Origin of the sequence: Staphylococcus nepalensis, from assembly GCF_014635045.1 — a bacterium.
GTDB classification, from domain to species: domain Bacteria; phylum Bacillota; class Bacilli; order Staphylococcales; family Staphylococcaceae; genus Staphylococcus; species Staphylococcus nepalensis.
Genome location: NZ_BMCF01000007.1, coordinates 37,078 through 63,589 on the forward strand (window position 1 = coordinate 37,078; position 26,512 = coordinate 63,589).

Annotated in this window: 23 protein-coding genes and 1 pseudogene; 10 read left to right on the forward strand and 14 right to left on the reverse strand. The window is 34.1% G+C overall.

Annotation, left to right across the window (positions count from 1 at the left end):
• Nucleotides 1–215 precede the first annotated feature (215 nt).
• From ptsG to IEU88_RS10345, 5 genes and pseudogenes are all read right to left on the reverse strand, one after another.
• Nucleotides 216–2,231 (reverse strand): glucose-specific PTS transporter subunit IIBC, encoded by a 2,016-nt coding sequence (gene ptsG, locus IEU88_RS10325; protein ID WP_103373691.1) that lies wholly within the window; start codon nucleotides 2,229–2,231, stop codon nucleotides 216–218.
• Nucleotides 2,232–2,420: 189 nt separating this feature from the next.
• Complete coding sequence (gene glcT / locus IEU88_RS10330; protein ID WP_096808134.1) at nucleotides 2,421–3,254, reverse strand: glucose PTS transporter transcription antiterminator GlcT; 834 nt, start codon at nucleotides 3,252–3,254, stop codon at nucleotides 2,421–2,423.
• A 436-nt stretch (nucleotides 3,255–3,690) separates the two neighbouring features.
• Nucleotides 3,691–3,972 (reverse strand): annotated as a pseudogene (locus tag IEU88_RS10335) (cation efflux transmembrane domain-containing protein); the annotation flags it as partial.
• Between the two features lie 398 nt (nucleotides 3,973–4,370).
• Nucleotides 4,371–4,793 (reverse strand): carboxymuconolactone decarboxylase family protein, encoded by a 423-nt coding sequence (locus IEU88_RS10340; protein WP_103373297.1) that lies wholly within the window; start codon nucleotides 4,791–4,793, stop codon nucleotides 4,371–4,373.
• Between the two features lie 122 nt (nucleotides 4,794–4,915).
• The gene (locus tag IEU88_RS10345; protein WP_103373296.1) at nucleotides 4,916–5,797 is read right to left on the reverse strand and encodes a LysR family transcriptional regulator; all 882 of its coding nucleotides are present in this window, start codon (nucleotides 5,795–5,797) and stop codon (nucleotides 4,916–4,918) included.
• Nucleotides 5,798–5,914: 117 nt separating this feature from the next.
• On the opposite strand from IEU88_RS10345, the gene IEU88_RS10350 reads away from it, so the two are divergent.
• On the forward strand, nucleotides 5,915–6,691 hold the full coding sequence (locus IEU88_RS10350) for a 3-hydroxybutyrate dehydrogenase (RefSeq protein WP_103373295.1): 777 nt from the start codon (nucleotides 5,915–5,917) through the stop codon (nucleotides 6,689–6,691).
• Between the two features lie 291 nt (nucleotides 6,692–6,982).
• Here IEU88_RS10350 and IEU88_RS10355 read toward each other — a convergent pair whose 3' ends face one another.
• Nucleotides 6,983–7,870 (reverse strand): 5'-nucleotidase, lipoprotein e(P4) family, encoded by an 888-nt coding sequence (locus IEU88_RS10355; protein ID WP_096808130.1) that lies wholly within the window; start codon nucleotides 7,868–7,870, stop codon nucleotides 6,983–6,985.
• A gap of 273 nt (nucleotides 7,871–8,143) precedes the next feature.
• Between IEU88_RS10355 and IEU88_RS10360 the strand changes: the two genes are divergently transcribed.
• The gene (locus tag IEU88_RS10360) at nucleotides 8,144–9,562 is read left to right on the forward strand and encodes an anion permease (protein ID WP_103373294.1); all 1,419 of its coding nucleotides are present in this window, start codon (nucleotides 8,144–8,146) and stop codon (nucleotides 9,560–9,562) included.
• A 192-nt stretch (nucleotides 9,563–9,754) separates the two neighbouring features.
• Here IEU88_RS10360 and IEU88_RS10365 read toward each other — a convergent pair whose 3' ends face one another.
• The gene (locus tag IEU88_RS10365; protein WP_103373293.1) at nucleotides 9,755–10,336 is read right to left on the reverse strand and encodes a TetR/AcrR family transcriptional regulator; all 582 of its coding nucleotides are present in this window, start codon (nucleotides 10,334–10,336) and stop codon (nucleotides 9,755–9,757) included.
• A gap of 165 nt (nucleotides 10,337–10,501) precedes the next feature.
• On the opposite strand from IEU88_RS10365, the gene IEU88_RS10370 reads away from it, so the two are divergent.
• The 7 genes from IEU88_RS10370 (at nucleotide 10,502) to IEU88_RS10400 (ending at nucleotide 18,594) form a co-directional block, all read left to right on the forward strand.
• Nucleotides 10,502–12,193 (forward strand): CocE/NonD family hydrolase, encoded by a 1,692-nt coding sequence (locus IEU88_RS10370; RefSeq protein WP_103373292.1) that lies wholly within the window; start codon nucleotides 10,502–10,504, stop codon nucleotides 12,191–12,193.
• Between the two features lie 229 nt (nucleotides 12,194–12,422).
• Nucleotides 12,423–13,256 (forward strand): alpha/beta hydrolase, encoded by an 834-nt coding sequence (locus tag IEU88_RS10375; protein ID WP_103373291.1) that lies wholly within the window; start codon nucleotides 12,423–12,425, stop codon nucleotides 13,254–13,256.
• Between the two features lie 36 nt (nucleotides 13,257–13,292).
• On the forward strand, nucleotides 13,293–14,138 hold the full coding sequence (locus tag IEU88_RS10380; protein ID WP_103373290.1) for an NmrA/HSCARG family protein: 846 nt from the start codon (nucleotides 13,293–13,295) through the stop codon (nucleotides 14,136–14,138).
• Nucleotides 14,139–14,190: 52 nt separating this feature from the next.
• On the forward strand, nucleotides 14,191–15,222 hold the full coding sequence (locus IEU88_RS10385; protein WP_103373289.1) for an amidohydrolase family protein: 1,032 nt from the start codon (nucleotides 14,191–14,193) through the stop codon (nucleotides 15,220–15,222).
• A gap of 366 nt (nucleotides 15,223–15,588) precedes the next feature.
• The gene (locus IEU88_RS10390) at nucleotides 15,589–17,046 is read left to right on the forward strand and encodes a carboxylesterase/lipase family protein (RefSeq protein WP_160148676.1); all 1,458 of its coding nucleotides are present in this window, start codon (nucleotides 15,589–15,591) and stop codon (nucleotides 17,044–17,046) included.
• Between the two features lie 214 nt (nucleotides 17,047–17,260).
• A complete protein-coding gene (locus IEU88_RS10395; protein WP_103373287.1) occupies nucleotides 17,261–18,214 on the forward strand; it encodes an NAD(P)-dependent oxidoreductase in 954 nt (317 codons plus the stop codon).
• A 14-nt stretch (nucleotides 18,215–18,228) separates the two neighbouring features.
• The gene (locus IEU88_RS10400) at nucleotides 18,229–18,594 is read left to right on the forward strand and encodes a cupin domain-containing protein (protein ID WP_103373286.1); all 366 of its coding nucleotides are present in this window, start codon (nucleotides 18,229–18,231) and stop codon (nucleotides 18,592–18,594) included.
• Nucleotides 18,595–18,841: 247 nt separating this feature from the next.
• Here IEU88_RS10400 and IEU88_RS10405 read toward each other — a convergent pair whose 3' ends face one another.
• The 6 genes from IEU88_RS10405 to IEU88_RS10430 are packed head-to-tail and all read right to left on the reverse strand — an operon-like array spanning nucleotide 18,842 to nucleotide 23,094.
• Nucleotides 18,842–19,930: a DUF871 domain-containing protein gene (locus IEU88_RS10405; RefSeq protein WP_103373285.1), complete on the reverse strand. Its 1,089-nt coding sequence runs from the start codon at nucleotides 19,928–19,930 to the stop codon at nucleotides 18,842–18,844.
• A gap of 6 nt (nucleotides 19,931–19,936) precedes the next feature.
• A complete protein-coding gene (locus IEU88_RS10410) occupies nucleotides 19,937–20,224 on the reverse strand; it encodes a hypothetical protein (RefSeq protein WP_096808125.1) in 288 nt (95 codons plus the stop codon).
• A 1-nt stretch (nucleotide 20,225) separates the two neighbouring features.
• Nucleotides 20,226–20,546, reverse strand: coding sequence for a PTS lactose/cellobiose transporter subunit IIA (locus tag IEU88_RS10415; protein ID WP_096808124.1), 321 nt, complete (start codon nucleotides 20,544–20,546; stop codon nucleotides 20,226–20,228).
• 17 nt (nucleotides 20,547–20,563) lie between these two features.
• Nucleotides 20,564–21,859, reverse strand: coding sequence for a PTS sugar transporter subunit IIC (locus IEU88_RS10420; RefSeq protein WP_103373284.1), 1,296 nt, complete (start codon nucleotides 21,857–21,859; stop codon nucleotides 20,564–20,566).
• Between the two features lie 36 nt (nucleotides 21,860–21,895).
• Nucleotides 21,896–22,195 (reverse strand): PTS sugar transporter subunit IIB, encoded by a 300-nt coding sequence (locus IEU88_RS10425; RefSeq protein WP_096808122.1) that lies wholly within the window; start codon nucleotides 22,193–22,195, stop codon nucleotides 21,896–21,898.
• Between the two features lie 14 nt (nucleotides 22,196–22,209).
• Nucleotides 22,210–23,094, reverse strand: a complete 885-nt coding sequence (locus IEU88_RS10430) for a MurR/RpiR family transcriptional regulator (protein WP_255312511.1) — start codon at nucleotides 23,092–23,094, stop codon at nucleotides 22,210–22,212.
• 518 nt (nucleotides 23,095–23,612) lie between these two features.
• Here IEU88_RS10430 and isaB point away from each other — a divergent pair.
• The gene (gene isaB / locus IEU88_RS10435; RefSeq protein WP_115359549.1) at nucleotides 23,613–24,575 is read left to right on the forward strand and encodes an immunodominant staphylococcal antigen IsaB family protein; all 963 of its coding nucleotides are present in this window, start codon (nucleotides 23,613–23,615) and stop codon (nucleotides 24,573–24,575) included.
• Between the two features lie 332 nt (nucleotides 24,576–24,907).
• On the opposite strand, the gene IEU88_RS10440 is transcribed toward isaB, so the two are convergent.
• Nucleotides 24,908–26,368 carry a Mur ligase family protein gene (locus tag IEU88_RS10440; protein ID WP_103373281.1) on the reverse strand — a complete coding sequence of 487 codons (1,461 nt, stop codon included), beginning with the start codon at nucleotides 26,366–26,368 and terminating at the stop codon, nucleotides 24,908–24,910.
• Nucleotides 26,369–26,512 lie beyond the last annotated feature (144 nt).

The following is a 26,512-nucleotide window of genomic DNA, read 5'->3' on the forward strand; positions in this document are numbered from 1 at the left end:
TTAAGTAATCCGTCATTTTATTTTTTGCGTATACTACTCATTTAATTTCTATTACCTTACTTTTAAATTCTAATAAATAAGCAACGCTTTTCATAAAAAACACTCTCGTATCAATTCATTTTAATATGAATTCAACGAAAGTGTTTTTAACTTCCTTCTCCAAATAGGATTTAGTGCAACACATCTATCATGTATTAAGCAGATTAATTATATTATTATAATTTAATTAAAACTTCGCCTAGATCGACTGTGCCATCATGTGATGATTTAATGTCGTGTTCCCCAGAATTTGTGACAATAACTGGTGTAACATCGCTTTTCGCATTTGCTTTAATATAATCTAAATCAACTGTCATAAGCATTTGACCTTTTGTAATCTCTTCGCCTGACTCTACATGAACTTCGAAACCTTCTCCCTTTAATCCAACCGTTTCTAGACCGAAATGAATTAATACTTCTATACCTGCTTCAGATTTTAAACCTATCGCATGTTTGGTAGGGAATACAAGTTCTACTGTTCCATCGAATGGTGCAACAACTTCCCCATTTTCAGGGTAAATGGCAATACCATCCCCCATTAATTTATCACTAAATACTTGGTCAGGAACTTCACTTAACGGTACTACGTGACCCTTAAGTGGCGCATAAATGGTTTCCCCTTCAATAGCAACTGTTTGATTCGTATCTTCATTTTCAATTGTCGTCTCTTCAGGTCTGGTAATGTTACCCGCCATAATTTGTGCCATATCGTGTTTGATTTGATCTGATTTAGGCCCAAAAATAGCTTGCATATTATTACCGACTTCTAATACGCCCGAAGCGCCTAATTGTTTTAACGCTTCCACGTCGACTTTAGATTTTTCATTAACTTCTACTCTTAAACGTGTAATACACGCATCAAGATGTTTAATATTTGCATTACCACCCATTGCATCTAATACTTTAAATGGTAACTCATTTACTGATACGGTATTACTTTGCAGTTCTTTATCTTCTCTACCGGGCGTTTTATAATTTAATTTTTTAATAATGAATCTAAATATAAAGTAATAAGCAAACGCATAAACGATACCTACTGGAATGACAAGCCACCATGCTGTCTTATTTGGTAAAATATTCAGCAGTAAGAAATCAATAAATCCACCTGAGAATGTATAACCTAAATGAACATTTAACACATACATAATCAAGAAGCCAAATCCGTCTAAAACTGCATGAATAAAGAATAAAAGTGGTGCTACAAATAAGAATGAGAATTCTAATGGCTCCGTAATACCTGTTAAGAATGAAGTTAAAGCACCTGATAACATCAGCCCACCAACTACTTTACGATTTTCTTTCTTTGCTGAGTGATAAATCGCTAGTGCTGCGGCTGGAAGTCCGAACATCATCACTGGAAATTCTCCACCCATAAATTTACCAGCAGTTAATGGCACGTTTTCAGTAATTTGAGCAATAAAAATACGTTGGTCCCCATGGATGATTTGTCCTGCAGCAGTTTTAAAGCTACCAAATTCAAACCAAAATGGTGCATGGAAGATATGGTGTAAACCAAATGGAATCAATAGACGTTTAATAAATCCAAATAAAAACACTGCTATACCAGTATTTGAATCTAATAAACCTTCACTAAACGCATTTAAACCATGTTGAATCGTTGGCCAAATCCACGCCATTGGAAACGCTAGTATAAACGCGCATGTTGCCATCATAATGGGTACAAATCGTTTACCAGCAAAGAATCCTAAATAACTCGGTAACGAAATATTATAGAATTTATTATAACACCATGCAGCAAGCGCGCCGATAATGATACCACCGAAGACACCTGTTTGGAGTGTTGGAATACCTAATACGCTTGCATACCCACTTGCTGCGTCATTGACATTGTCAGGTGTAATACCTAAAAATGCGCCCATTGTCTTATTCATAATCATAAAACCAACAAACGCAGCGATTGCAGCTACACCATCGCCCCCAGCTAGACCAATGGCCACACCTAACGCAAAGATCATTGGCAAATTATCAAAAATAACAACACCAGCGCCCTCCATCATTTGCGCTACATGTTGGAAACCATCCGCTTTAACAAAAGGTATATAGGATTGTAATACTTCTCCTTGTAAAACCGTCCCAAATGCTAATAACAAACCAGCAGCTGGCAAGATTGCAACAGGTAACATGAGTGCTTTACCTATACGTTGCAGCTGACCAAAAAATTTCTTCCACATACTGTATAATCCTCCATTTTCAAGAAACTCTATTTATTTCATATACTGAGCTATGAATTTATGTGCGTTTCTATGTATTTGCGTCAAAACAAGTTTAAAGACACAAAAAAAGGCATGAGTAAATAAACTGAGCTTTTGCTCGGTCTAAGTACTCATGCCTGATCGAATCAGTTACACGTGCTTCATTTATTATTGTGTTAAGTGGTTGATATGAAGTGTCAGATATACAACTTCCGCTTCATATACTGTTACACCTAATTGTTTTTGCATCATTTTCATTATCTTGACCGCTATATTATAGCACAAGGGGTAATGCGCTTTCAACATATTCTCAAATTCAGTTTGTGACTTGATCGTCTCGCCTTTACTAAGTCTTCTAATTAAGAATTGAACATGCCTAATAAAGCGTTGATATTGTATAGATGACATATCTATAGATTGATGTAAATCATGCTCTATAATTTGAATGCATTTGCTAATTAAATCATTAATATGATTCATTTGGCTAATCGTTAAATTTTCCATATTAGACGCAATATGTAATGCAATAAAACCAATTTCGTCTTCTGGGAATTGAATTGGTAACACTGAATTAAGTTGGTGAATAACTGAAGCGGATATTTTATATGCTTCAGGGTACAAGTGTTTGGTTTCCATCGTAAATGGATTACTAATATATTGGTTTTGTTTCAACCGTTTATATGCAAATATAATATGATCTGTTAGTGAAACAACTAAATGATTGCCGTCAATTTCTATATCTGAATTGGTAATCATATTAATTGCATCAATAACCGCTTGGATAACAGCGTCATCTGCTTCTTCAATGAGCGCTTTATAATGTTCTTGTTGTGTCTTATGTTCCAATGCATAAATTTTTTCTATCATTGCTTCGTCATCCACGACCATCCCAGGTTTCTTATTAAAACCGATACCTTTGCCAATAACTACTACTTCTTTTTGCTGACGTGTACAAATAATAACATTATTGTTTAATGGTTTTTTAATATGATATTGTCCCATCATAAACACCTTTCTTGGTTAATGCTTAAAATTATATAGTTTATTTTAATCCATTAAAACTATGATGATGTACGTTTTTATTAAAATGAAAGATATGCCATAAAAAATACCCAAATCGCATACATAAGTGCAACGTTAAACTCATTTCCATCTTTACACTTAATAACTATTTGGGTAGTTATCTGTTAAAAAGTAATCGTTTTAAATACCATATTAAACGTTTATTTCTCCAAATTCTCAAAATACTTTTGGAATGACTATTAAATTTAAGATTCTCAATTTGTAACGTGGTATGTTTCATGTGATATTGATGCTCTAATAATCGAGATATATTATTATATGGTTTCATATGCTTTCTCTTCAGAAGCGCTATCAAACACTACATGAGCACTCAAAAGGAGGGTGTTCTGTGGTGATAACATGGTTAGTGCTAAACATTCAAAAAAGCAGCTCGTATTTTCAATCTAAGAAAGCCAAAGATAAGCGAACAGTTGATTTTTCCAGCCGCAAAATAAATAGCTACCATAGACAAGCTCAATGCTAAAACGTCACTTAACATATGAAATGAATCTAATATCAACGTTAAAATGTTGGAAACCATGCCACCGATAAATATTACTACTATAAATATTAATGTGATAATTAAAGTTATCCATATTGTAAATTTAGAGTTTTGCTTTGTTTTTCTGTGATCAAAGTGATGAAAGTATGCTCCTCTACGCTTTACATACCCCTCCTATTGGCTTTATACAACAAACTATTTTTATATGTATATATACAGTTGTTACAACCCATTTATATTATAGAACGTTTTAAAAATCAATTATACAATTATTTTAGGTTAAAATAAATTTATTTTCGAATTTTCAAAATCACTATTATCATCATTTTTATAAAAAAGCGAAAACACAGTTACAATAAGCATCTGCATTCTCGCTCTAAAGTGTATGATCGCGTTTTAAAAATCATTTGTCATACTATTATATTATTTATTCTGGCCAAAGTTTACCATACACCGTCCCAACACTCGCAATATAATATACATGTTCTCCAATCATTTAATTATAAACTGTTTATTAAATATAGCAGGTAATATATTGTCATCCATCTGTTCAATTATAAGGATTGGGATTGTTCTACTTTACGTGTATCAACGGAAATACCTCTGTCCGCAAACACTTTTTTAGCTACAGTTAAGGCATTTAATACACGTGGAAATCCAGTATATGGTATTAATTGTGTGATGACTTCGACAAGTTCTTCTGCTGTCACCCCTGACGTCAATGCGGTATTCATGTGTAACTCCAATTGCGGTTCCGTACCTTGTGTAATTAACGATGATACTGTCACCAATGCACGCTGTTGGTTGGTTAGCCCGTTACGTGAGTATATGTCACCGTATGCGAATTCCATGATATATTTTGATACATCTGGTGCAATATCTTTAAGATTTTCAGCTATCTGTAAATGTGTTGTGCCTGTTTCTGATGTATATGTCATTAATTTATCTATACCTTGTTGGTATCTTGTCTTTTCCATCGTTTATCACTCCCATGTATTCATTCAAATCTATCTCTGAACAATTAATACTATAAGATTGAACAAACGATTTGTTAAATACATAATCGTCATCATTGCTATAACTCATAGTTATAGTACATCTAAAGATCACTATCTAATATATAATCAACCAAAGCTTGAGTAGCAAAAGAACGATGACTACCTTTTTTTACAATAATACCTACTTTCCAAGGTATATAAGGATCGGTGATGGGTAATGAAATGATTTTCTCTTTATTTATTTTGCGATTAAGTGAGCCAGGAAAAAAAGTAATCCCCAAGTTATTCTCCACCATATCTTTGATAAAATCCCATTGCGAACTTTTATATGCAATATGCGGTTGAAAACCGAAATCATTACATTCCTGAATAATACGATCATGCATTGTAAAGTCTTCAGTAAATAAAATCATGGGCTCATCTTTAACATCCATCATTGAAATCTCAGAATGATTTGCAAGTACGTGAGACTTGTGCAAAAACAACATCAATCTATCTTGAGTCAATGGAATAACATCAAAATCATTTTGATCCACAGGTAACATCACAATACCGCAATCTAAATCTCCTTTATCTACAAGATGAATTACGTTGTTTGTCCCCTCCTCTGTTAACGCCACTGTTATACCTGGATAGGCTGAAGCAAACCCCTTCATAATATTAGGGAAAAACATAATTCCAATGAGGGAAGGCAAACCCATTTTAATGTGACCGCTTTTAAGCATTGCATTATCTTCTAAACTTGAAGTTAACGTTGAAATTGTATTAAGTATTTGTTTACCATATTGATAAACAATTTCTCCAGAATCAGTCAGTCTTACACGTTTATCTGTACGGTCTAACAATTCGACACCAAGTTCTGTTTCAAACGCCTTAATTGTTTTACTTAACGCTGGCTGGGAAATATGTAATGTTTGAGATGCTTTGGTAAAACTACCCTGTTGTGCAACTTCTAAAAAATAACTGATTTGGCGTATTTCCAAGTTTGTTTCCCCCTTTCACTATTACTAAAAGTTATACATTTGATTATATTTATTCATTTTACTTATCATTTTTATAGATGTAAACTAAACATTATAAACAATGATGGAGGGATAGATATGTTAAAAGATAAAGTAGCAATGATTTCAGGATCCGCTAGTGGCATCGGGTTAGAAATTGCTAAAGTCTTTTTAAACGAAGGTGCAAAAGTCGTGTTTACTGATATTGATCAAGATAAATTAGACCATGTCATTCAATCATTTCAAACAAAAAACTTTGAATGTATAGGTATTGTAGCTGATGTTTCCGATGAAGAAGATGTTAAAAATTTAGTAAATCAAACTGTAAAACATTATGGCCGTATTGATATATTAATCAATAATGCAGGTTTGCAACATGTAGCAAATATAGAAGATTTTCCAACTGATAAATTCAAACAGATGATCGATATTATGTTGGTTGGCACTTTTATTATGACTAAATATGTGCTACCTATTATGAAAAATCAGCAATATGGGCGTATCTTAAATATGTCTTCTATTAATGGACTTGTCGGCTTTTCTGGCAAATCTGCTTACAACAGTGCCAAACATGGTATTATAGGTTTAACAAAAGTGACTGCTTTAGAAACCGCACAAGACGGCATTACTGTCAATGCAATATGCCCTGGTTATATTGATACGCCACTCGTGCGTGGCCAGATGGAAGATCTTGCTAAAACGAGAAATGTCAGTATCAATCAAGTATTGGATGAAGTGCTATTTCCGTTAATTCCTCAAAAACAACTAGTTGATATACAAGAAGTAGCTGATTACTCTGTATTTATTGCCAGTGACAAAGCTAAAAGCGTTACAGGTCAAGCCATCGTTATTGACGGCGGTTATACAGCACAATAATCTTCTCAACCTAAAAGTCTATTGGCATAGTTCGAAACAGCATGCCAATAGACTTTTTTATATATTTTATTTTTTCACGTGAAACACTTCGTTCATTTTAAACTCATATAATCAGTTGTTTTCATTAATTGACTATAGTGAACTCAGGCATCTGAATACTGCCCCGTTGGTTTTCAATCTTACTTCTTCAATCTATGCTTATTCTATCTCTATCCTAAAATGGATCAAGCTAGTTTTCGTTTAATCCAATAAAGGTCATACCATGTAACGTGTTTCCATTGTCTCTCTTTATTATTCTACTTCGCCTGTGGATGGATTAAACTGTTTAATAGATTCTTTTCTTAATGCGTCTTTTTGTTCATCGCTAATATCAAAGTCGTTATTATACAATGTGCCTTCCCAACTACCATACATAGGATTTGGGAAAATAATGTATTTCTTACCAAATTCGTCTTTGTGTTTTTGCACAAATTTTTCACGTTCTTCAGCAGTAGGTTTTTTAGGTTCTCCAAAATCTAACAAGTTATCACCAAATAACATAACTAACTTATGGTCTTTTTCTACTGCTTGTCTACGTGATTCTTTACTTTTATCATTTTTACCTTTTAACAAAATATGATCTTCTGTTGCTTGTGGAATACCCTGCGCTTTTAAATTCTTTTGTGTCGCTTTAAAATCTTTGTCTTGGTCTCTATCAGAAATATAATAAATAGCTATCCCTTTTTGATCAGCGTATTTTAGAAATTCCTTTGCACCATATACAGGTTTCGCTGTTGCAGCTTCTACCCACTCGTGCCAACCTTCTGGATGTACTTTGTTATTTAAGGATGCATAACCTTGATAAGGAGAATTATCTAAAACTGTTTCATCTAAATCTAATGCGATTGCAAGTTTATGATCCCCTTTATTCTTTTTAATTTCTTTATCTAATTGGACTTGGGCGCTGTTATACCCTTGCAAATACAATGCTTTTGCTTCAGCGGAATTTTGATACCATGAAACAGCCATCGTATTTTCAGTACCTAAATTCACTTTTTCTTGCTGCTGATCCTGTTGTTCAACGACCGGTGCGCTGCCCCCACTAGCGTTAGCAATTGATGTGTATGTAGAGAGTGGCGCAGCAACTGAAAATACCGCTGACAGTGAAAATGTCACAACATATTTTGAAAATTTATTCATATACTCACCTCATAAAATTTGATATATATTATATTTTAAAGAATATATTAATTTAAACAAAATGTGAATAGTTACTTTAACTATTATATTTTTCACATTGCCATAAGAAATATTTCATAGCTCTTTTTTGTAAATACACGTTTGCGTTGATCATTAAAAAAATCATTGCTAAATATATAATTTTTTTCCATTCTTTTTCTTTACAGCACTTTTTTATAAGGGTAGATTGATAATTGTAATGAGTAATCTGTGTAGAAAGAAGGAAAGTTCAATATGCAAAATTCAATAAGATACCGCAAATTCATTCTCCCCCTTGTCATCGGTATACTGATTTGGGCGCTGACCCCCCTTAAGCCAGAATCATTAAGCATACAAGCTTGGTATATGTTTGCTATTTTTGTATCAACTATTATCGCTTGTATTACGCAACCTATGCCAATTGGTGCTGTATCCATATTAGGTTTTACTTTTATGGTGTTGACTGGTGTTGCCGATATAAAAACGGCTGTGCAAGGGTTTGGTAATAATAGCATTTGGCTTATTGTCATAGCCTTTTTTATCTCAAGAGGCTTTGTAAAAACAGGACTAGGACGTCGCATCGCTCTAAGATTTGTGAAACGATTTGGTAAAAAAACATTAGGTCTCGCCTATGCGCTTGTAGGTGTCGATCTTATATTAGCCCCTGCTACACCAAGCAATACGGCCCGTGCGGGTGGTATTATGTTTCCAATTATTAAATCTCTATCAGAATCATTTGGTTCAGACCCTAAGCAAGGATCTGAGCGAAAAATGGGCGCGTTTCTAATTTTCACAGAATTTCAAGGTAATTTAATTACTGCTGCAATGTTTTTAACTGCTATGGCTGGTAATCCCCTCGCTCAAAACCTTGCAGAAAGTACTGCTCAAATACATATAACATGGATGAATTGGTTTTTAGCTGCCCTAGTCCCTGGATTACTTTCTCTCATTATTGTTCCATTCATTATTTATAAAATATACCCGCCAAGTATTAAACAAACGCCTAACGCTAAAAATTGGGCAGATAATGAGTTAACTAAAATGGGCAAAATCTCAATGCCAGAAAAATTTATGATTGTCATCTTTATCATAGCATTGACGCTTTGGGTTACAGGCAGCCTAATTCAAATTGATGCTACATTGACTGCATTTATCGCACTATCATTATTACTCGTTACTGGCGTATTAAACTGGAAAGATATTTTAAATGAAACAGGTGCATGGAATACATTAATCTGGTTCTCAGTACTTGTATTAATGGCTGATCAATTAAATAAACTAGGCTTTATTCCATGGTTAAGTAAACTGATTGCAACAAGTTTAGGTGGCTTTAGTTGGCCAATCGTACTGGTTATGTTACTCATTTTCTATTTCTATTCACATTATCTATTTGCTAGCGCTACTGCTCATGTTAGCGCAATGTACGCTGCACTGTTAGGCGTTGCTATTGCAGCCGGTGCGCCACCGTTATACAGTGCGCTCATGTTAGGTTTCTTCGGTAATCTATTGGCTTCGACAACACATTATAGTAGTGGACCTGCGCCAATATTATACGCGGCTGGTTATATAAGCCAAAAACGTTGGTGGACAATGAATTTTATCTTAGGTATCGTTTATTTTATTATATGGATTGGTTTAGGATCTCTTTGGATGAAACTCATCGGCATTCTGTAATACACTGTGCCGGTTCTAATTGAGTCTAGAACAAGTCAAACACTAAAAGAATTAAACAGTATAACCATTAGCTAGATAGATTGCCTTCCACTCATAATCATCATAAAAAACGCTGTATAAATGTATACAGCGTTTTTTTAAGTTATTTTTCAAGCGTTTAATCGTTGTAGTAAGACGCTCTATTAATATATTTTATTTTTTAATCATACTAGCTGTCCCATTATTCATTAGATTATAAAAATGATCAATCAGATCTTCTTTAGAAATAGGTGTGCTATCTTGTACCCAGTGCTTAATGAGTGAAATGCCTGCTCCCGATACATAGCTCATAAAATATGAAAAAGGCATTGTTTCAATGGTGTCATCTGTACTTTTATATAAACTTAAATGGTTATAAATCAACATATAAAGTTTTTCTTGTATCATAGAAGCTTTACCTATACTAAACAACATATAATAGCTTTTTCTATTTTCTTCAATATGTTCAATTAGGTAAACCATAATATTTTTAACAACATCTGTAGGTATACCTTTCTTCTCTCTATGATGTTGGTCACTTATAAACTTCTGTAAATCGTCTATTATTTGATTTTCTATTTGTTCTAACAAATCATACTTATCTAAATAATAACTATAAAATGTACCTCTATTAATATCAGCTTTATCTGCCAATTGTTGTACTGTCAGTTTTTCAAATGATTCACCTTTTAACAACTCTAAAAAAGCAGACTGGATTGCTTGTTGTGACTTTCGTACTCTCCGATCTTGAACCATAACCCTTTTCCACCTCCGACATTTCTATTTATTGAACAATATTAACTCAATTGTTGTTTTTCGAACAGTTATCACACGCTTGATTGTTGTTTATTACTTGATTCGAATATAAGGTAAAAGTGTATTAAAAAACAAGTATTACCTTATGCGAAAGGAATGGTTTATATGACTAAACAAATGTTAGGTAATTCAAAATTAACTGCAACTAGAATTGAAGATATTAAAGAAGGCGTAAATCATATTGTTATAGATAGCATACAATACGGTAATCAAGAAATGATTATGGAAAAAGATATTGCTGTGCCCATGTCAGATGGTGCAGAATTATACGTCAACGTCATCCGTCCTAATAAAGAAGGCACATTCCCCGTTGTAATGTCTGCAGACACATACGGTAAAGATAACAAACCAAATATTAATAATATGGGCCCGCTTTGGCCAACACTTGGTGCAATTCCAACTTCAAGCTTAACACCAGAAGAATCTCCAGACCCTGGGTTCTGGGTGCCTAATGACTATGTCGTTGTCAAAGTTGCGCTACGCGGTAGCGCTAAATCAAAAGGATCTTTATACCCTTGGGGGCTTTCAGAAGCAAAAGACTATGCCGAAGTAATTGAATGGGCTGGAAAACAGCCATGGAGTAATGGCAACGTTGGTACAAATGGCGTTTCTTATTTAGCTGTTACACAATGGTGGGTAGCCTCATTAAACCCGTCTCATCTGAAAGCAATAATTCCTTGGGAAGGCTTAAACGATATGTACCGTGAAGTGGCTTTCCATGGCGGTATACCTGATACAGGCTTTTACAGATTTTGGCACGATGGACTTATCAATAGATGGCCAGATTCAGACATTGAAGATTTAAAAGGTTCCCAAAAAAATCATCCATTATTTGATGATTATTGGAAAGGCAAACAAGCAGATCTTTCTGCTATTAAAGTGCCAATGTTTGTTTGTGCAAGTTGGTCTACCCAAGGTTTGCATAACCGTGGTACATTTGAAGGCTTTAAACAAGTTTCTTCTCAAGATAAATGGCTTAAAATACACGGACGTAAAGAATGGGAAACTTACTATGCACGTGAATCTCTTGAACAACAAAAAGATTTCTTTGATTATTATCTCAAAGGCATCGACAACGATTGGCAAGATACACCTAAAGTGAGCTACGAAGTCAGGGATAAATTTTATCAAGGCTATACAAAATATGCGTCTGATTTCCCAATCTCAAATACAAAAGAAACAGCTCTATATTTAGATGGTCAAACAATGTCACTCGACATTTCAAAACCTCAAGAAACAGCTAAAGTTTCTTATGACAGTGAAGCTGAAGGCAATGATGAAGTGAGATTTAGTACAACATTTGATCAAGACACAGAAATTACAGGCAATATGAAATTGAAGTTATGGGTTTCAGCAGATGAAGCAGACGATATGGATTTATTTGTGGGTATTAAAAAATTAAATCGTCAAGGCGAAGAAGTGCATTTCCCTGATTTCAATCATATTGAACATGGACAAGTTGCGACAGGTTGGTTACGTGTATCTCACCGTGAATTAGATCAAGATAAATCTACGCCGTTACAACCATGGCATACACATGAAAAAGAAGTTAAATTAAACGGCAATGAAATTGTACCTGTAGAAATCGAAATTTTACCATCTGGCACATTATTCAAACAAGGTGAAAGTGTCCAAGTCGTTGTTAAAGCAAGCGAAGTTGTTAAAGGTAATAGTACACCTGGACTCAAAACACGTTATGAACATGACGAAACAGTAAATCAAGGGACACACAATATTTATACTGGTGGTAAATACGATTCACATTTACTTGTACCTATAGTGCCTAACAACTCATAATTTATGGCAATACGAGGAAGTAAGTCATAGTGAAAATGAATGGCACTCAAGCAGACTAATAATTAAAATTTAATATGGCTTTTTCTAAAGCCGCCTATTTAAATTATCTAAAAAGTCAACTGAAGCTTTAGACCATAACCAATGCATATTGATGAAATAAGAGGGAAATATCTAACAAGAAATGCAAATCACACACATCCCCAATTCTTAACATTAGGAGGACTCAGTCATGAATAGATTAAAATTAAAAGGGGCGACATTAAATTATTATAAAGTAGGCCAAGGTCCTATACTTATTTTAGTGCCAGGCGCCAATGGTACAGGTGATATATTTTTACCTTTAGCAGAGCACTTGAAAGATAACTTTACCGTCGTAGCTGTAGACCGTCGTGACTATGGTTATAGCGAGTTAACTGCACCTCTTCCTGAACGAGCACAAAAACCTGATGACGATTATCGTGTTAAACGTGATGCTAAAGACATCGCAGAACTTGCTAAACACTTAAGTGACGAACCTGTGTATTTACTAGGTTCTAGTTCTGGCGCTATCGTTACCATGCATGTCTTAAAAGATTATCCTGAAGTGATTAAACAAATTGCTTTTCATGAACCGCCAATTAATACTTTTTTACCAGATAGTAAGTATTGGAAAGATAAAAACGACGAGATTGTAGAACAAGTTTTAACTGAAGGACTACAAGCAGGTATGAAAACTTTCGGAGAAACGCTAAATATTTCAGCCATTGACGCAAAAAGTATGGCTCAACCTGTTTCCGAGGATGAAAAAGCGCAAAAAGCACAATATGAACGCATGATGTTTTGGGCAGAATATGAAATTAGACAGTACACACATTCTGATATTAAATTAGAAGATTTATCACAATATAAAGACATCATAACGTTATTAAATGGGAATGACTCTAAAGGATCGTTTCCTCAAGATGTCAATTTTTATATCGCTGAACAAACGGGTATCAAAATCGTCGACATACCTGGCGGACATTTAGGATATATTCAGAAGCCTGAAGGTTTTTCAGAAACAATATTATCGATATGGACGTAATATTTTGATTAAAAAATGGGATGAAAGGTGATTACGATGGAAAATAATAAAAACATTTTAGTAATGGGCGCTTCCGGAAACCAAGGCAATGCAGTTGCAAAAAGTTTACTATCCAATGGTTGGATTGTGCATGCTATGACGCGGAATCCTAACCAATCTGCGATAAAAGAATTAGAACAAGATGGAGCTGTTATTGTACAAGCAGATATGAATGATAAACAGTCTCTTGTCGAAGCAATGGGAAATGTTTATGGTGTTTACAGCGTACAATCATTTGATCCTAAAGACCCTGATAAAGAAGTACAACAAGGAAAAATGGTGGCAGATGTAGCTAAGCAAGTAGGTACTACTCACTTTGTATACGGGTCAGCAGCTGGCGCTGAAAAGTATAGTGGCGCTGATAACTTTGCAAGTAAATGGCAAATTGAAGAATATATTCGTGCATTAGATTTACCGTATACAATCTTACGCCACACATTTTTCATGGATAATTTCACTGGTTTTGCGAAAGTGCAAGATGACAAAATAGTGATGCAAGGCTTTATGGATTCTGAAATACCATTACAGATGCTTGCCGTACAAGACATCGGTACTTTTACCGCTATTACTTTTAGCCAACCAAAACAATATATAGGCAAAGCTATGGAATTAGCGGGTGAAGAAATGACTTTAAATGAAATAGCTAAAAAGTTAAGTGAGAAATTTGAAGTATCTTGTGAAATAGTAGATGTGCGTAAAAAGTTCCAACAAATGATGAAAATGTTCGAATGGTTTGAATATGAAGGCTATGAGGCTAATATAGCTGAATTACGTAAGGTAAATCCTCAACTACTTAATTTTGATGCTTGGCTCCAACAATTAGAATGGAAGGATTTCACTTAGTTCAAAATAATATTTTTACTTGGAAAATATATGAAAAGAAAGTTGTGTTTATATGAAGAGTATTACCCTTGAAGAACATTTTATATTACCAGAAGTTAAAGACGAAATGGCAAAACTTGTACAACCTGACCCAGAAGGTGTGCCTTTAAAGACTATGTTAGAGGCTTTAGAAAGTAAAACAGGGTTCACGGATGATGATGAGATACAGAATCACGAACAACGAATCAAATTTATGGAAGAACATAACGTAGCAGTCCAAATATTATCTTATGGTAATGGGGCGCCATCTAACCTGACAGGAGAAAAAGCAATTGAGCTCTGTCGGTATGCTAACGATAAATTGTATGATTATATTGAAATGTATCCAGAACGTTTTCTTGGGTTTGCCTGTATACCAATTAATGAACCTCAAGCAGCGGCTGAAGAATTAGAAAGGGCAGTTACGCAGCTAGGTTTTAAAGGTGTATTAATACCTGGACGACCTCATGATGGCTTTTTAGAGCAAGAGAAATATGATGTTATTTTTGCTAAAGCTGAAGCATTGGGCGTGCCTATATATTTACATCCTGCTCCAGTGAATGCGGATGTTTATCAAGCATATTACAAAAGCGATGCATATACAGACGCTACTGCCGCTTCATTTGCCTCCTTTGGCTATGGATGGCACGTTGATGTCGGTATCCACGCCATCCACCTTGTTTTAGGTGGTGTTTTCGATAAACATCCTAATTTGCAAATGATTATTGGACATTGGGGAGAGTTTATACCATTTTTCTTAGAGAGAATGGATGAAGCACTTCTTTCAGACCATCTTGTTCATCCTATAAGCCAATATTTTAAAAACCATTTTTATATTACACCAAGTGGCATGTTAACCCATCCCCAATTCGAGATGGTTAAAAATGCTTTTGGCATCGATAGAATACTCTATGCTGCGGATTATCCTTATATTAAACCTGAAAAACTTGGTACATTTTTAAACGACTTAGGTTTATCGCTCGAAGATCAAGCCAAAATTAATTATAAAAATGCGCAGCACTTACTCAAACTGAATCATAATCATGTATCGGCTAAAAAAAATTAAATACTTGAGCAATCAGCTTAAGTGACCATGATTGTAAATTATAATAAAACTTAAAAATATTGAGCCTGTGATAAATCAATATCTCAGGCTTTAATTTGGAAAGTATGTTATTATCGGGCGTTTCTTTAATTAAAACTATACTTATATTCACTTTGCACAGAACTACTTTCTTTATTTATGAAAACGAGTATTACTTGCGCAAGCGTTTCAGTGCTTTTATACCTCTTCTTATGTTAGTAATACTTATGCATGAGCCTCCTACTCATGCAATTACCTTAACTTTAAATTTTTTATACACAAAAATTCACTCAATAATGTATTCCATTTTGGAACTATATACTTAAGTTAAAGAAATGAGGATCAATGATGCAAATTCAAATAGAGCAAGGCACAATCGAAGGGATATTGAATGACTCTATTTACAAATTTTTAGGTCTACCATATGCAGAAGCTCCTGTAAAAGAACGAAGATGGCGAGAACCTTTGCCTCCAAAAAGATGGAAAGGTGTTTATAAAGCCATAGAATTTGGCCCAGTGTGTCCGCAAAAAGGTGGTGCGAGCTTTGACTTAAGAACCTTAAAACAAAGTGAAGATTGTCTATACATCAATGTATGGACATCTGATACCGATAAAATTGCACAGCAACCCGTTATGGTTTGGATTCATGGAGGCGGTAATTTAGGTGGCGCTGGTTCAGAAGACGCTTTTGATGGAGCTGAATTGGCAAAACAAGGTGTAACCGTAGTTACCTTCAATTATCGTCTAGGCGCTTTTGGTTTTTTAGCACATCCAAATATAGGGTGTAATTTTGCTGTACTTGATCAAGTTGCTGCATTAAAATGGGTTACTAATAATATAGAATATTTTGGAGGAAATCCCAATAACGTGACGATATTTGGTGAATCAGCTGGTGCCCAAGCTGTGAGAAATTTATTGTCAGTTAAACGTGCTAAAGGATTATTTCACCGAGCTATTATACAAAGCGCTGGTTTTGAACCTTATGTTTTTGCGTCAGAACCAACTTATGAAAAGGTGGAAAATGTTACTGTAGATATGTTAAATAAATTGGGCTCAAGTGATTTGGAATCATTACAACAGCTTTCAACCGATACAGTGTTAGAGGCTTCGACAGAATTTTCAGGTGTATTTCCGCCTCCTGGCGAAGTTCATACACCAGCGAATCTAATTTGGAACCCAGTACCTGATGGGGATATTGTAGCTAAACAAGATTGGGAAAATTGGAACACAGATATACCTATTTTAATCGGTTGCGTTGAAAATGAAGCCCGCTATTTTATAAAACCTGATATGGAATACAGTGTTGATACGCTTAGTAATATGATAACAGCGTTGACGGAACCAGTAAGCGACCGTGTACATCATATATTAAAGGCAGATAATTTAACTACATATGAAGCTTTAGATAAATTATTCACTACTGCAGTATGGTTTGAACCTTGCTATGCAACGGTCAAACGTTTTGAAAAGTTAGGCCACAATATCTATTATTATCATTTCTCGAGAGTTTCTCCAGTGGCGCATAGAACAAAAGAATTAGCTAAACATACATCAGAAATTAGATATATTTTTGGTAACTTAAATCCCAAAGGAGACTACGACGAAAAAGATATAACTATTTCAAAAGCCTTACAACATGCATGGGTATCATTTGCGCGAAACGGCATTCCTAGTAATAAAGATAGTTCGTTATGGCCGCGTTATGATAGCAAATTACCTTATATGACTTTGATAAAAAACGAAATTTTGAGCTGTCCAATAGAGCTTACATCACTTACCAGAACAATCCATTCGTTGAGAGTATAAGTTATGGCACGCTATATTTATGTATTTGGGTAAGCCCCTAAAAGTTGGGTATAGAAATCTAACTTTTAAGAGGCTTTTTTATTTTAAAATTTGTTTGTTTTATACAAAACGAAACTTTGAGTTCATCATTTTAGACATACCTAATCACTAGATAGATGCTACACTTAAGATAAATATTGTGAATATTTTCACATAATAAAAGGAGACGATTTTTATGAAAAAGGTTTTTATCGCAGGCGCAATCCCTGAAATGGGACTTAGTCAACTTGAAAAACATTTTGAGGTTGATATGTACACAGGTAAAACGTTAATTTCTGAAGCATTATTAATTCAAAAAGTTCAAGATGCAGATGCATTAATCACTTTATTGTCTACTAACGTGAGCCGAAAAGTCATTGAATCGGCGCCAAAACTAAAAATCATAGCTAACTATGGTGCTGGTTTTAATAACATTGACATCCAAGCTGCCCGTGAACGCCATATTGATGTTACGAATACACCGATTGCTTCCACAAATGCAACAGCAGATTTAACGATGGGCGTTTTATTGGCTGTTGCTCGCCGTATTCCTGAAGGCGATCAACTTTGCCGTAACGAAGGATTCAATGGTTGGTCCCCTTTATTCTTTAGAGGACGTGAAGTATCAGGTAAAACGATTGGTATTATCGGCTTAGGAGAAATCGGTACGGCAGTTGCAAGACGTGCTAAAGGGTTTGATATGAGTGTGCTTTACACAGGGCCAAATCGCTATAAAGATAAAGAAGCTGAATTAAATGCTGAATACGTCACACTCGATGCACTTTTAGAACGTTCAGATTTTGTAACTATAAATTGTTCGTATAATGAACAATTAAAGCATATGATTGATTACCAAGCGATTCAAAAAATGAAACCAACTTCATACTTAATCAATGCATCTAGAGGGCCAATTGTTTATGAGGCCGAATTAGTCAAAGCACTTAAAGAAGGCGTGATTGAAGGTGCTGCACTGGATGTATTTGAATTCGAACCACAAATAACAGAAGCGCTTAAATCAATGAAAAATGTAGTCATTACACCACACATTGGTAATGCAACTTTTGAAGCAAGAGATATGATGGCTGATATTGCAGCGACAAACGTAGTGAAACAACTTAGCGGTGAAACACCCAATTATATTGTGAACTGACAGGAGTGAAAGCTATGTTACACACATCTAACCGTTTTTTTAAAATTAATGATTTACAACATTTTTCTGATGAAGCAGCGAAAAAAACAATATTCTATGAATCAACACATTCAGCCGGTGCTGTTTGGTGTCTAAAACCAGGTCAAACATTGCCTTGTCACACACACAAAGATGCAGATGATGTTTGGATTGTTCTCCAAGGCAAAGGTACATTTTTCACAAACAATAATAATCAAAAAACCATCCAAGCAGGTGATATATTTGTATCATTTCCAGGCGATGCCCATGGTATGACCAATACAGGCGACGAAGACTTTGTGATGCTAGGATTCGCTGCCCCTATGCCACTCGACTTTAACCCCTATGAATGCCCTCAATAGCCATTATACAAATAAAAACCTAAGATGATTTGTTATACTAAAAAGGATTGGCGAGTACCGTAGCTCCCAATCCTTTGCTTCAATGGTGGGTAGACTAACCTCTCTCCTGCAGTAAATACGTTTCCTATTTTTTAAATCATACTTTGTTGCTTTCCTTTTAACAATTCGTAATATAATCGGTAAGCTTTAAACAGGCAACTGCTCTGTATCCTTTTGTGACATCGTTCGTAATTCAATGACATGGTTTTTAAGATATTACTTTTAATTCAAATGGTTGCCAAGGTTCAAGTAAATCTAATAAAAAATGCTCTTCTTTTCTAACATGGCCTATGACATTTTTATAACCTTTGTTTACCATATCTTGTAATGCGATTTGCATTTCACCTTTGTAATGCCCGTATGCGTCATTACAAATCATAATATCTCCTTTAACAATTTGGTTTGTACTATTTGGAGGGAAATCTTCATTTTTATAATGCACACGACTCATAGTTGAACGTATCACGTAGTCTGATACATCCCCTCGGTTAAAATGAAATTCTTTTTCGATGACTTTTCTATCTAATGACGTAATATCATTACTCAAATAAACATCAAAGCTAGGCATAGTCAAATTAATTTCTGAGAGCGCTCGCAATTCTGATTCAGAAGCAAATGCGTTACCAATCAATAAATCATCTATTACATTTGTCATTAATAAATGCTTGGCTTGTACTGTTGTAAGTAAATTTCTATGGCTTTCTAAAGTAGGCAAACCTTCCATAATCTTCCACGGCCCTATCTTTCCTTCTTGTGAAGTCACAAAAGCTGCAGTTTTAATAGCATTTTTTTTATAAGACTCACTCGTAGTTATCAAACGGTTGTAAGATAAACCAGTGTATGTTTGAGGATAAAAGTTATGGCAACCTATAAGTTGGTTCAAATTGGGTTTATAACTTAAGACATCTTCAATAAAAGTTGCGCTCACACTGATATTTAATTCTACAAACATATGCTCTTGGTTATAACTCATTTGTGCTATTTCTTGGGCTGAAAACCCAGCGTCCACGCGTATGCCTGATACACCTAATGATTTAAAAAAGGATAAATCTTTAAGCGTTAAATTCAAATCTTTAAACACTTTATGATTAATATCTGCAATAACTATCATATTGTTTTCTGTAGCAACTCTAACAACTGATTTAAACTTTTGAAATACCGCTTCATCATCATTTTTTACTGATAATAAATTTGTGAATACACGTTTAAACCCATATTTCGCACTTAATTCAATATAATGAATCATTTCTTCTAAACAAGATTGTGTCGGATAAACTGATATTCCTAATTTATGCATATACATTTACTCCTTATCTGATTTATACAAAATGCCTCTCATTTGTCGTTTATCAATAAGTACACGTGATTTTTCAAAAAAGAGAATACTTGCAAATATTAATAAAAACAACATAGCGCCCCACCCTAATATATTAATCTTTTCAAATATCAATACTGGGACAACAATGATAAATGGAATCGCTACAAGTAATACCCATCTATTAAAATTGAATTTGTTTACTATAAAATGAGCTATTTTGTAGCAGCAAAATACAAGAAAAAACAATAATATAATATAAACAAATCGTATCATATCAACACTTCTCTTCTAATTTTTTATATAAAACAATCATTTTTTCAATTAAATTTTTCTCACTAATGGCTGTCATCAAGTGATCTTGAGCATGAATCATTAATAACGATGTTTCTACTTTGTCACCATTTATTTCAGATTGTATAAGCTCTGTTTGTATATTATGTGCTTTACTCATTTCTTGCTTCGCTTGTTCCATAAATTGGTTGGCTTGTTCAAAATTAAATTCTGTTGCCGCATCAAGCGCTTCATATGCTAAGCTTCTTGCATTTCCACCATGTGAAATGATTTCGAATATAGATTGTTCATTTTGCTCGCTCATCTAATCCCCCATCTCATTTAATCATCGTTTAACGGATCGTTTATGTTACCTTGTTCTTGTTCTATCATTTTACGTTCATACATTTTGAAGAATGGATAATAAATGATAACTGCTACTATAAGGTTAAATACTACCAACACAAGGGCTCGCCAATCACCGTTTGTGGCAAATAATGCACCCAAAGGTCCGGGTAACGTCCACGGTGCTAATATTGTAATCTTTGCAATCAAACCTAACTTAAATACAAAATAAGTAATCGTTGTTAAAATCAGTGGAATGCCTATAAATGGTAAAGCAAGAATCGGATTCATTACTAATGGCGCACCAAATATAAGTGGTTCGTTAATATTAAATATGCTGGGTATAATGGAGAAGCGACCGACCTTCTTCAAATATTCTGATTTTGAAAATATCATCAATATACACAAACTAAGTGTTGCGCCTGCCCCGCCTATCCATACAAACCATTGGAAAAATGGTTCAACAATAATATGTGGTAACGGCTCACCTGCAGCTTTAGCATCGATATTTTGGTCTAATAAAGAAAACCAAATGGGTTGGAATACTGCACCCATGACAGCCACGCCATGTATACCAGCTGACCATAAAAGCACTATGAAGAATACTGGGATTAAAGCGCCTAATAAACTGTCACCCGCAAAATTGCCTAATGGTTCAAAAATTTTATTAATAATCGCATTTAAATCTATATTTAATATGACTCTTACAAACCAAGATATAACGATAATCACTATCGCAGGTACCAAAGATTCAAAAGAACGTGCAACTGATCCCGGTACTTGGTCTGGCATTTTAATTGTAAAACCTGATTTCACTACTAAACGCATCATTTCAACAGCAAATATCATTGATATAATCGCTACAAACAACCCGGATCCACCTAAGTCAGCCATAGGTAACACGTAACCCATTGCATCCCTTTGAGGTAATTTATCATCCAAATTAACCGGTAAAGTCATCATTAGAAATGTGGCAAGTGAAAGTAAGCCGCCTGCCTGCCCATCCATTTTATAGGATTTCGCCAGACTATACCCCATTGAAAACGCAGCATAAACTGCCATTAATCCTAACGTCATCCTATTGGCTATCATTATTTTTTCAGCATGTGGTTCTACTAATTTTTCCAAAGCAGGTATCGGTGGCGATGCAAATAAAGTAAAAAATGAACCAACAATAATTAAAGGTAGTGTTGCAATAATACCATCGCGAATAGAGGTCAAATGTCTCTGTTCGGATGCTTTAGCCATGGGTGGCATCAATACTTTTTCAATCCATTTCAAAAATTTCTGCATAACATACACCCTTTGTTCACTTATTTAGCTTAGCGCTTATGCATACGTTTGTATTTGCTTTAAAATCTTAGGCGCCCCTATTGGCGTATATCCCATTGGATCTATGACATCTACAGGTTTATTTGCCGCTGCTCCCACCTCTTTGAATTTATCTAATCGATGTCTCACTTGAGGCGCTACTAAACCTAAATCATAGTCAATTATTTGATTTTCAAATGTTTCCGTTCCAACTGCTTTAATTTCTAAATTAAAATTTTCTTTTTCTGCTTCTTTCTTTACAGCGTCAACAATCATAGAACTAGACATACCACCTGAACAAACCATTAATACTTTCATATCAATACACTCCTCTAATATTTTCTTTTTTTAACTTTAACTGCTTGTCGTGTGTTCTCTAACAACTTCGTATACCTTTCATAATTTCTACTAGCTAATGATATAAATAAAATATCTATAACATTTAACGTTGCGATGCGTGAACTCATAGCTGAACTCCTCACTGGCTTTTCTACAGAGCTAAAAAACAAATTAATATTTGCTAAATCAGCTATGTAATTCTTACTATATTTAGTTATAGAAATAATTTGCGAGCCTTTGTCACGAGCTAATGACAGAGACTGTATCATATCTTCTGTTTGCCCCGTGTTCGAAATAGCAATGACAACATCTTCATTCGTTAAATTAGCACTCAATGTCGCTTGTTCATCGTAGCTCTTACCAACCTCGCACCATTTATCAATACGTGTTAACTTCTGTTTCAAATCTTCTGCGATAATAGATGAAGCTCCAATACCAAAAACACAAATTTTCCTAGCTTTATTTAATATTAATATTGCTTGCTCTAGTTCCTCAGGTGATAAAATTTGAGCAGTATTTTTTATAGATTTAATGTTACTTTGAGAACTGCTATTAATCACACTTTCTTTTGAATAGTTCATGTTTAATTCATCATAATCAGGGCCTCTTTCGTTGGCGTTATTAAGTTCCATTGCAATTTTCATTTTCAAATCTTGAAAACCCTTACATTTAATTTTTTTAGATAACCTAACAATCGTCGCTTCACTGACGTTTGTTAGGTTTGCTAGATGTTGTATTGAACTATTGATTGTTTCATGCGGGTGATCTATAACATATTGCGCCACCCTATATTCCGATGGATTCAAATTCGTTAACGATGATTCCAATAATATTAAAGTATTTCTAATAACCATCACCTCTTTAAAACAATATTTCATATTATTTATAATCTACAAAATATTGTTTCGTGTGTCAAATTAAATTATTAATGTATATTCACACTTAGATATGTCTGCTTATTTTGTTAATACATTTGGTTATGCTATAAAAATCTCCTATTAATATAATTGTTTCTCTAATCAAGCTACGTTCTTTTTTGTATTAAGTGTACATATTCATCCTTGTGTTATCATTGCTTTTTCATTAAATAAAGATGGATTACAGGGTGAAGCAGGCTTCGTGATTACCAATTTTTTAGTAATGAGTTATTAAAATAGTATTGATAGCATTATGATTCACGACTTTAATTCAAAGAAGGTCACACTAAAGCCATGTTTTAATTTAACGAAATTTTTTTATAAAAAAGTGAACTTATCACGTTAAACATACGTATATATTAGTGAATAGCATAAAAAGGGGGCCTTACGTACAAAGTGAATGTGATAATACGTTAATTTGTTACTTGTTTTCAGGCGATTCGAAATTGATCATTAAATATAAAAAGGGGCGAAAGTTTATGAATAATAAATTATTATTATTTTCATCATCAGCAATAGCTACAGGTTTATTGTTAGGTGCAAGTAGTACAGCGCAAGCGAACGAAGGTATGAACATGAACCAAGATATGCAGGCCGATATGAATCAAAACGACATGAACATGAACCATGACATGAACGGTAATATGAATCAAAACGATATGGGCATGAACCATGACATGAACGGTAACATGAACCAAAACGACATGGGCATGAACCATGACATGAACGGTAACATGAATCAAAACGATATGGGCATGAACCATGACATGAACGGTAACATGAATCAAAACGATATGGGCATGGATCATGATATGAACGGTAACATGAATCAAAACGATATGGGCATGGATCATGATATGAACGGTAACATGAATCAAAACGATATGGGCATGAATCATGACATGAACGGTAACATGAATCAAAACGATATAGGCATGGATCATGATATGAACGGTAACATGAATCAAAACGACATGGGCATGAACCATGATATGAACGGTAACATGAATCAAAACGACATGGGCATGGATCATATGGCTCAAGAAACTATGATGCCTTATTACAACTATAATGGCTATACAACTTATGATGGCCAATTTACTCAAGACTATAACTTTGTAAGAGCACTAAAATACGACAACGTGATGATTGATGGTTATAAAGTTAATACAGCCGCATCTGATAAAACGGTTGATTCTAGTAAAAAAGTTGATAGTACAATGGTAGATATGAATAAAGACGGCCAAGTCGTTCACATTACTTTTGATACAAAACCGAATACAGTAAGTAAAGACATGTTCAAAAAAGCACATATGTCTAACCACATGACTGATGAAGGCAAAACAGATAATGGTTCATATATGGCTTATGAAACAAACAATGGTATGTACAAAGCTTTCTTTGACGACCAAGGCTATCTGATGAAAGTGATGATTAGCTAATTTAACGAATCTTAGTTAATATGCACCCTAAAAGTTGGATTTAATAAATCCACTTTTAGGGTGCTTTTTAATTATATTTTAAAAAGTATACCGTTTTCATAACATCACATTAAGCAAGCATAAAAGGAAGCGGAACAGAAATCGTATTTTTATAAAATGGCTTCGTTCTCCCACTAGGAATAAAGCATACGAACGCTAAGACTGTTGAGGACTTTACATTTCCATTTTAGCCACCATCTGCCAATACAATGTTAAAGGCTGAAACATCGTTTGCCTCAGCCTCTTTTAAACATAATACTCCTTTTTAAAAATAAACCATTTATACTTTACCTCTATAATAATGTTTTAATATACTGCTCATCATCATGCTCATATTTTTTACCTTTATAATTTTGCGGCTCATTAATGCCTGTAAGTAAAATAATTTCTTTTTCCTTATCTGTTGCGTATAAAAGTTCTTTTATCCCTTCTTTTCGAGAAACACCTTTTAAAACATCATTCACCTTATAACTTGAAGGTAAATGTTTAACCATCATATTAATAATTGTTTTAGGCTCTACATACCCTACTTGTTCAGCAGCAAGCATTAATTTATTAATACCATCAGGCACATTTGATATCGTTCTTTCTACTTTATCGAGCCCTCTAAGCCCAATACCTGTAACCATAACATTCAAATTTCTTTCTATACTTTCACTATATTTCAAAGCATTGTTAATCGATTCTTTGATTGCTAAAGAAGTATGCGCAAAATCTAAAATAATCACATAATTATTTATTTTAATAATTTGAAAGCGATGTAACGGCGATTCAATTACCATTGCAGCTTCAACTATCTTTTGAATATCGAAATTCAATTTATGCAAAGCAAATATACTTGCAGCCAAATTAATGTAGTTATGTCCCCCTTGAAAACGTGGTTTAACTGTATATTGTTTTTGATTAATAACGATATTAATTAAATCATTCTCCATATGATAATGATAATAGGCCGATGGATGACTTGAAAAATGGAACTGGTCTTTTACAACACGGTGATATGATTTTGTATCTAAATTAACTAAATTGGATAAGCTCAAGTCATCTAATCTTAATTTGGCATTTAAATAATTGCTTATACTACCATGATATTCTAAATGTTCAGGGCTAAAATTCGTAAAAACTGCTAAATCATTTTGAATAAAATCTGTCCGTCTTTGGTCTAATGCTATAGATGTAGCTTCGTAAACAATATAATCATAGTTTTTATTATAAAAATAATTTATGATCTCAGCCATTTCAAAATACATCGGTGTGGTCTGCGTTGTATGATTGAAATTAAGTTTATGATAATAACAATCATACACGCCCATTGTTCCGATAATAGCAACTTTTTCGCCAAGTTGTGTTAGTAAATTACCAATCATGTGGCTCGTCGTAGTCTTACCATTAGTCCCTGTGACAGCAATAAATTTCATCCCTTTTATAGCTGGATTATAAAATAATTTTACCAAGTTATTAGCAACTTTAGGGAAATCATCGACATAAACGATAGGTATATTCAATTCAAAATGTTTAAGTTTAGACGAGTGTGCATCTGTAATTATAAATAGAGGCTTCATTTCGTAAGCTTGTTGCATATAATAAGTTGCATTCTTTGAGTCTTTTAATATAAAAATAGTTTCTGGGTCTATATCTTGATACATTGAAGTGATCTTTTTACAAACTTTGTTGGTATCTAACTTTACACTTTCAGAAGTTTTTGATGCGTTTTTTCCAATACTTAATAAAACTTCTTTAATAGTTATTTTCATTGTTCTCCCCCACCTTATTTAATAATTTGCTAAATTAATTAAAACGTTTAGCATTTTTATAAAAAAAGTAATTACAAAATATACGTAGAAAAACGCAAAAAGGATCACATCAATTTGTGATCCTTTGAGAAATTTTTAAAATTT

Bases quoted from the DNA above. Each gene is read 5' to 3' on its own strand.
- IEU88_RS10380 (WP_103373290.1), top strand. From the start codon at position 13,293: ATGGAAAATAATAAAAACATTTTAGTAATGGGCGCTTCCGGAAACCAA.
- isaB (WP_115359549.1), top strand. From the start codon at position 23,613: ATGAATAATAAATTATTATTATTTTCATCATCAGCAATAGCTACAGGT.
- IEU88_RS10420 (WP_103373284.1), bottom strand. From the start codon at position 21,859: ATGCAGAAATTTTTGAAATGGATTGAAAAAGTATTGATGCCACCCATG.
- IEU88_RS10390 (WP_160148676.1), top strand. From the start codon at position 15,589: ATGCAAATTCAAATAGAGCAAGGCACAATCGAAGGGATATTGAATGAC.
- IEU88_RS10430 (WP_255312511.1), bottom strand. From the start codon at position 23,094: ATGAAATATTGTTTTAAAGAGGTGATGGTTATTAGAAATACTTTAATA.
- IEU88_RS10425 (WP_096808122.1), bottom strand. From the start codon at position 22,195: ATGAAAGTATTAATGGTTTGTTCAGGTGGTATGTCTAGTTCTATGATT.
- IEU88_RS10400 (WP_103373286.1), top strand. From the start codon at position 18,229: ATGTTACACACATCTAACCGTTTTTTTAAAATTAATGATTTACAACAT.
- IEU88_RS10340 (WP_103373297.1), bottom strand. From the start codon at position 4,793: ATGGAAAAGACAAGATACCAACAAGGTATAGATAAATTAATGACATAT.
- IEU88_RS10415 (WP_096808124.1), bottom strand. From the start codon at position 20,546: ATGAGCGAGCAAAATGAACAATCTATATTCGAAATCATTTCACATGGT.
- IEU88_RS10350 (WP_103373295.1), top strand. From the start codon at position 5,915: ATGTTAAAAGATAAAGTAGCAATGATTTCAGGATCCGCTAGTGGCATC.
- IEU88_RS10440 (WP_103373281.1), bottom strand. From the start codon at position 26,368: ATGAAAATAACTATTAAAGAAGTTTTATTAAGTATTGGAAAAAACGCA.
- IEU88_RS10375 (WP_103373291.1), top strand. From the start codon at position 12,423: ATGAATAGATTAAAATTAAAAGGGGCGACATTAAATTATTATAAAGTA.
- glcT (WP_096808134.1), bottom strand. From the start codon at position 3,254: ATGGGACAATATCATATTAAAAAACCATTAAACAATAATGTTATTATT.
- IEU88_RS10370 (WP_103373292.1), top strand. From the start codon at position 10,502: ATGACTAAACAAATGTTAGGTAATTCAAAATTAACTGCAACTAGAATT.
- IEU88_RS10410 (WP_096808125.1), bottom strand. From the start codon at position 20,224: ATGATACGATTTGTTTATATTATATTATTGTTTTTTCTTGTATTTTGC.
- IEU88_RS10395 (WP_103373287.1), top strand. From the start codon at position 17,261: ATGAAAAAGGTTTTTATCGCAGGCGCAATCCCTGAAATGGGACTTAGT.
- IEU88_RS10360 (WP_103373294.1), top strand. From the start codon at position 8,144: ATGCAAAATTCAATAAGATACCGCAAATTCATTCTCCCCCTTGTCATC.
- IEU88_RS10405 (WP_103373285.1), bottom strand. From the start codon at position 19,930: ATGCATAAATTAGGAATATCAGTTTATCCGACACAATCTTGTTTAGAA.
- IEU88_RS10355 (WP_096808130.1), bottom strand. From the start codon at position 7,870: ATGAATAAATTTTCAAAATATGTTGTGACATTTTCACTGTCAGCGGTA.
- ptsG (WP_103373691.1), bottom strand. From the start codon at position 2,231: ATGTGGAAGAAATTTTTTGGTCAGCTGCAACGTATAGGTAAAGCACTC.
- IEU88_RS10365 (WP_103373293.1), bottom strand. From the start codon at position 10,336: ATGGTTCAAGATCGGAGAGTACGAAAGTCACAACAAGCAATCCAGTCT.
- IEU88_RS10385 (WP_103373289.1), top strand. From the start codon at position 14,191: ATGAAGAGTATTACCCTTGAAGAACATTTTATATTACCAGAAGTTAAA.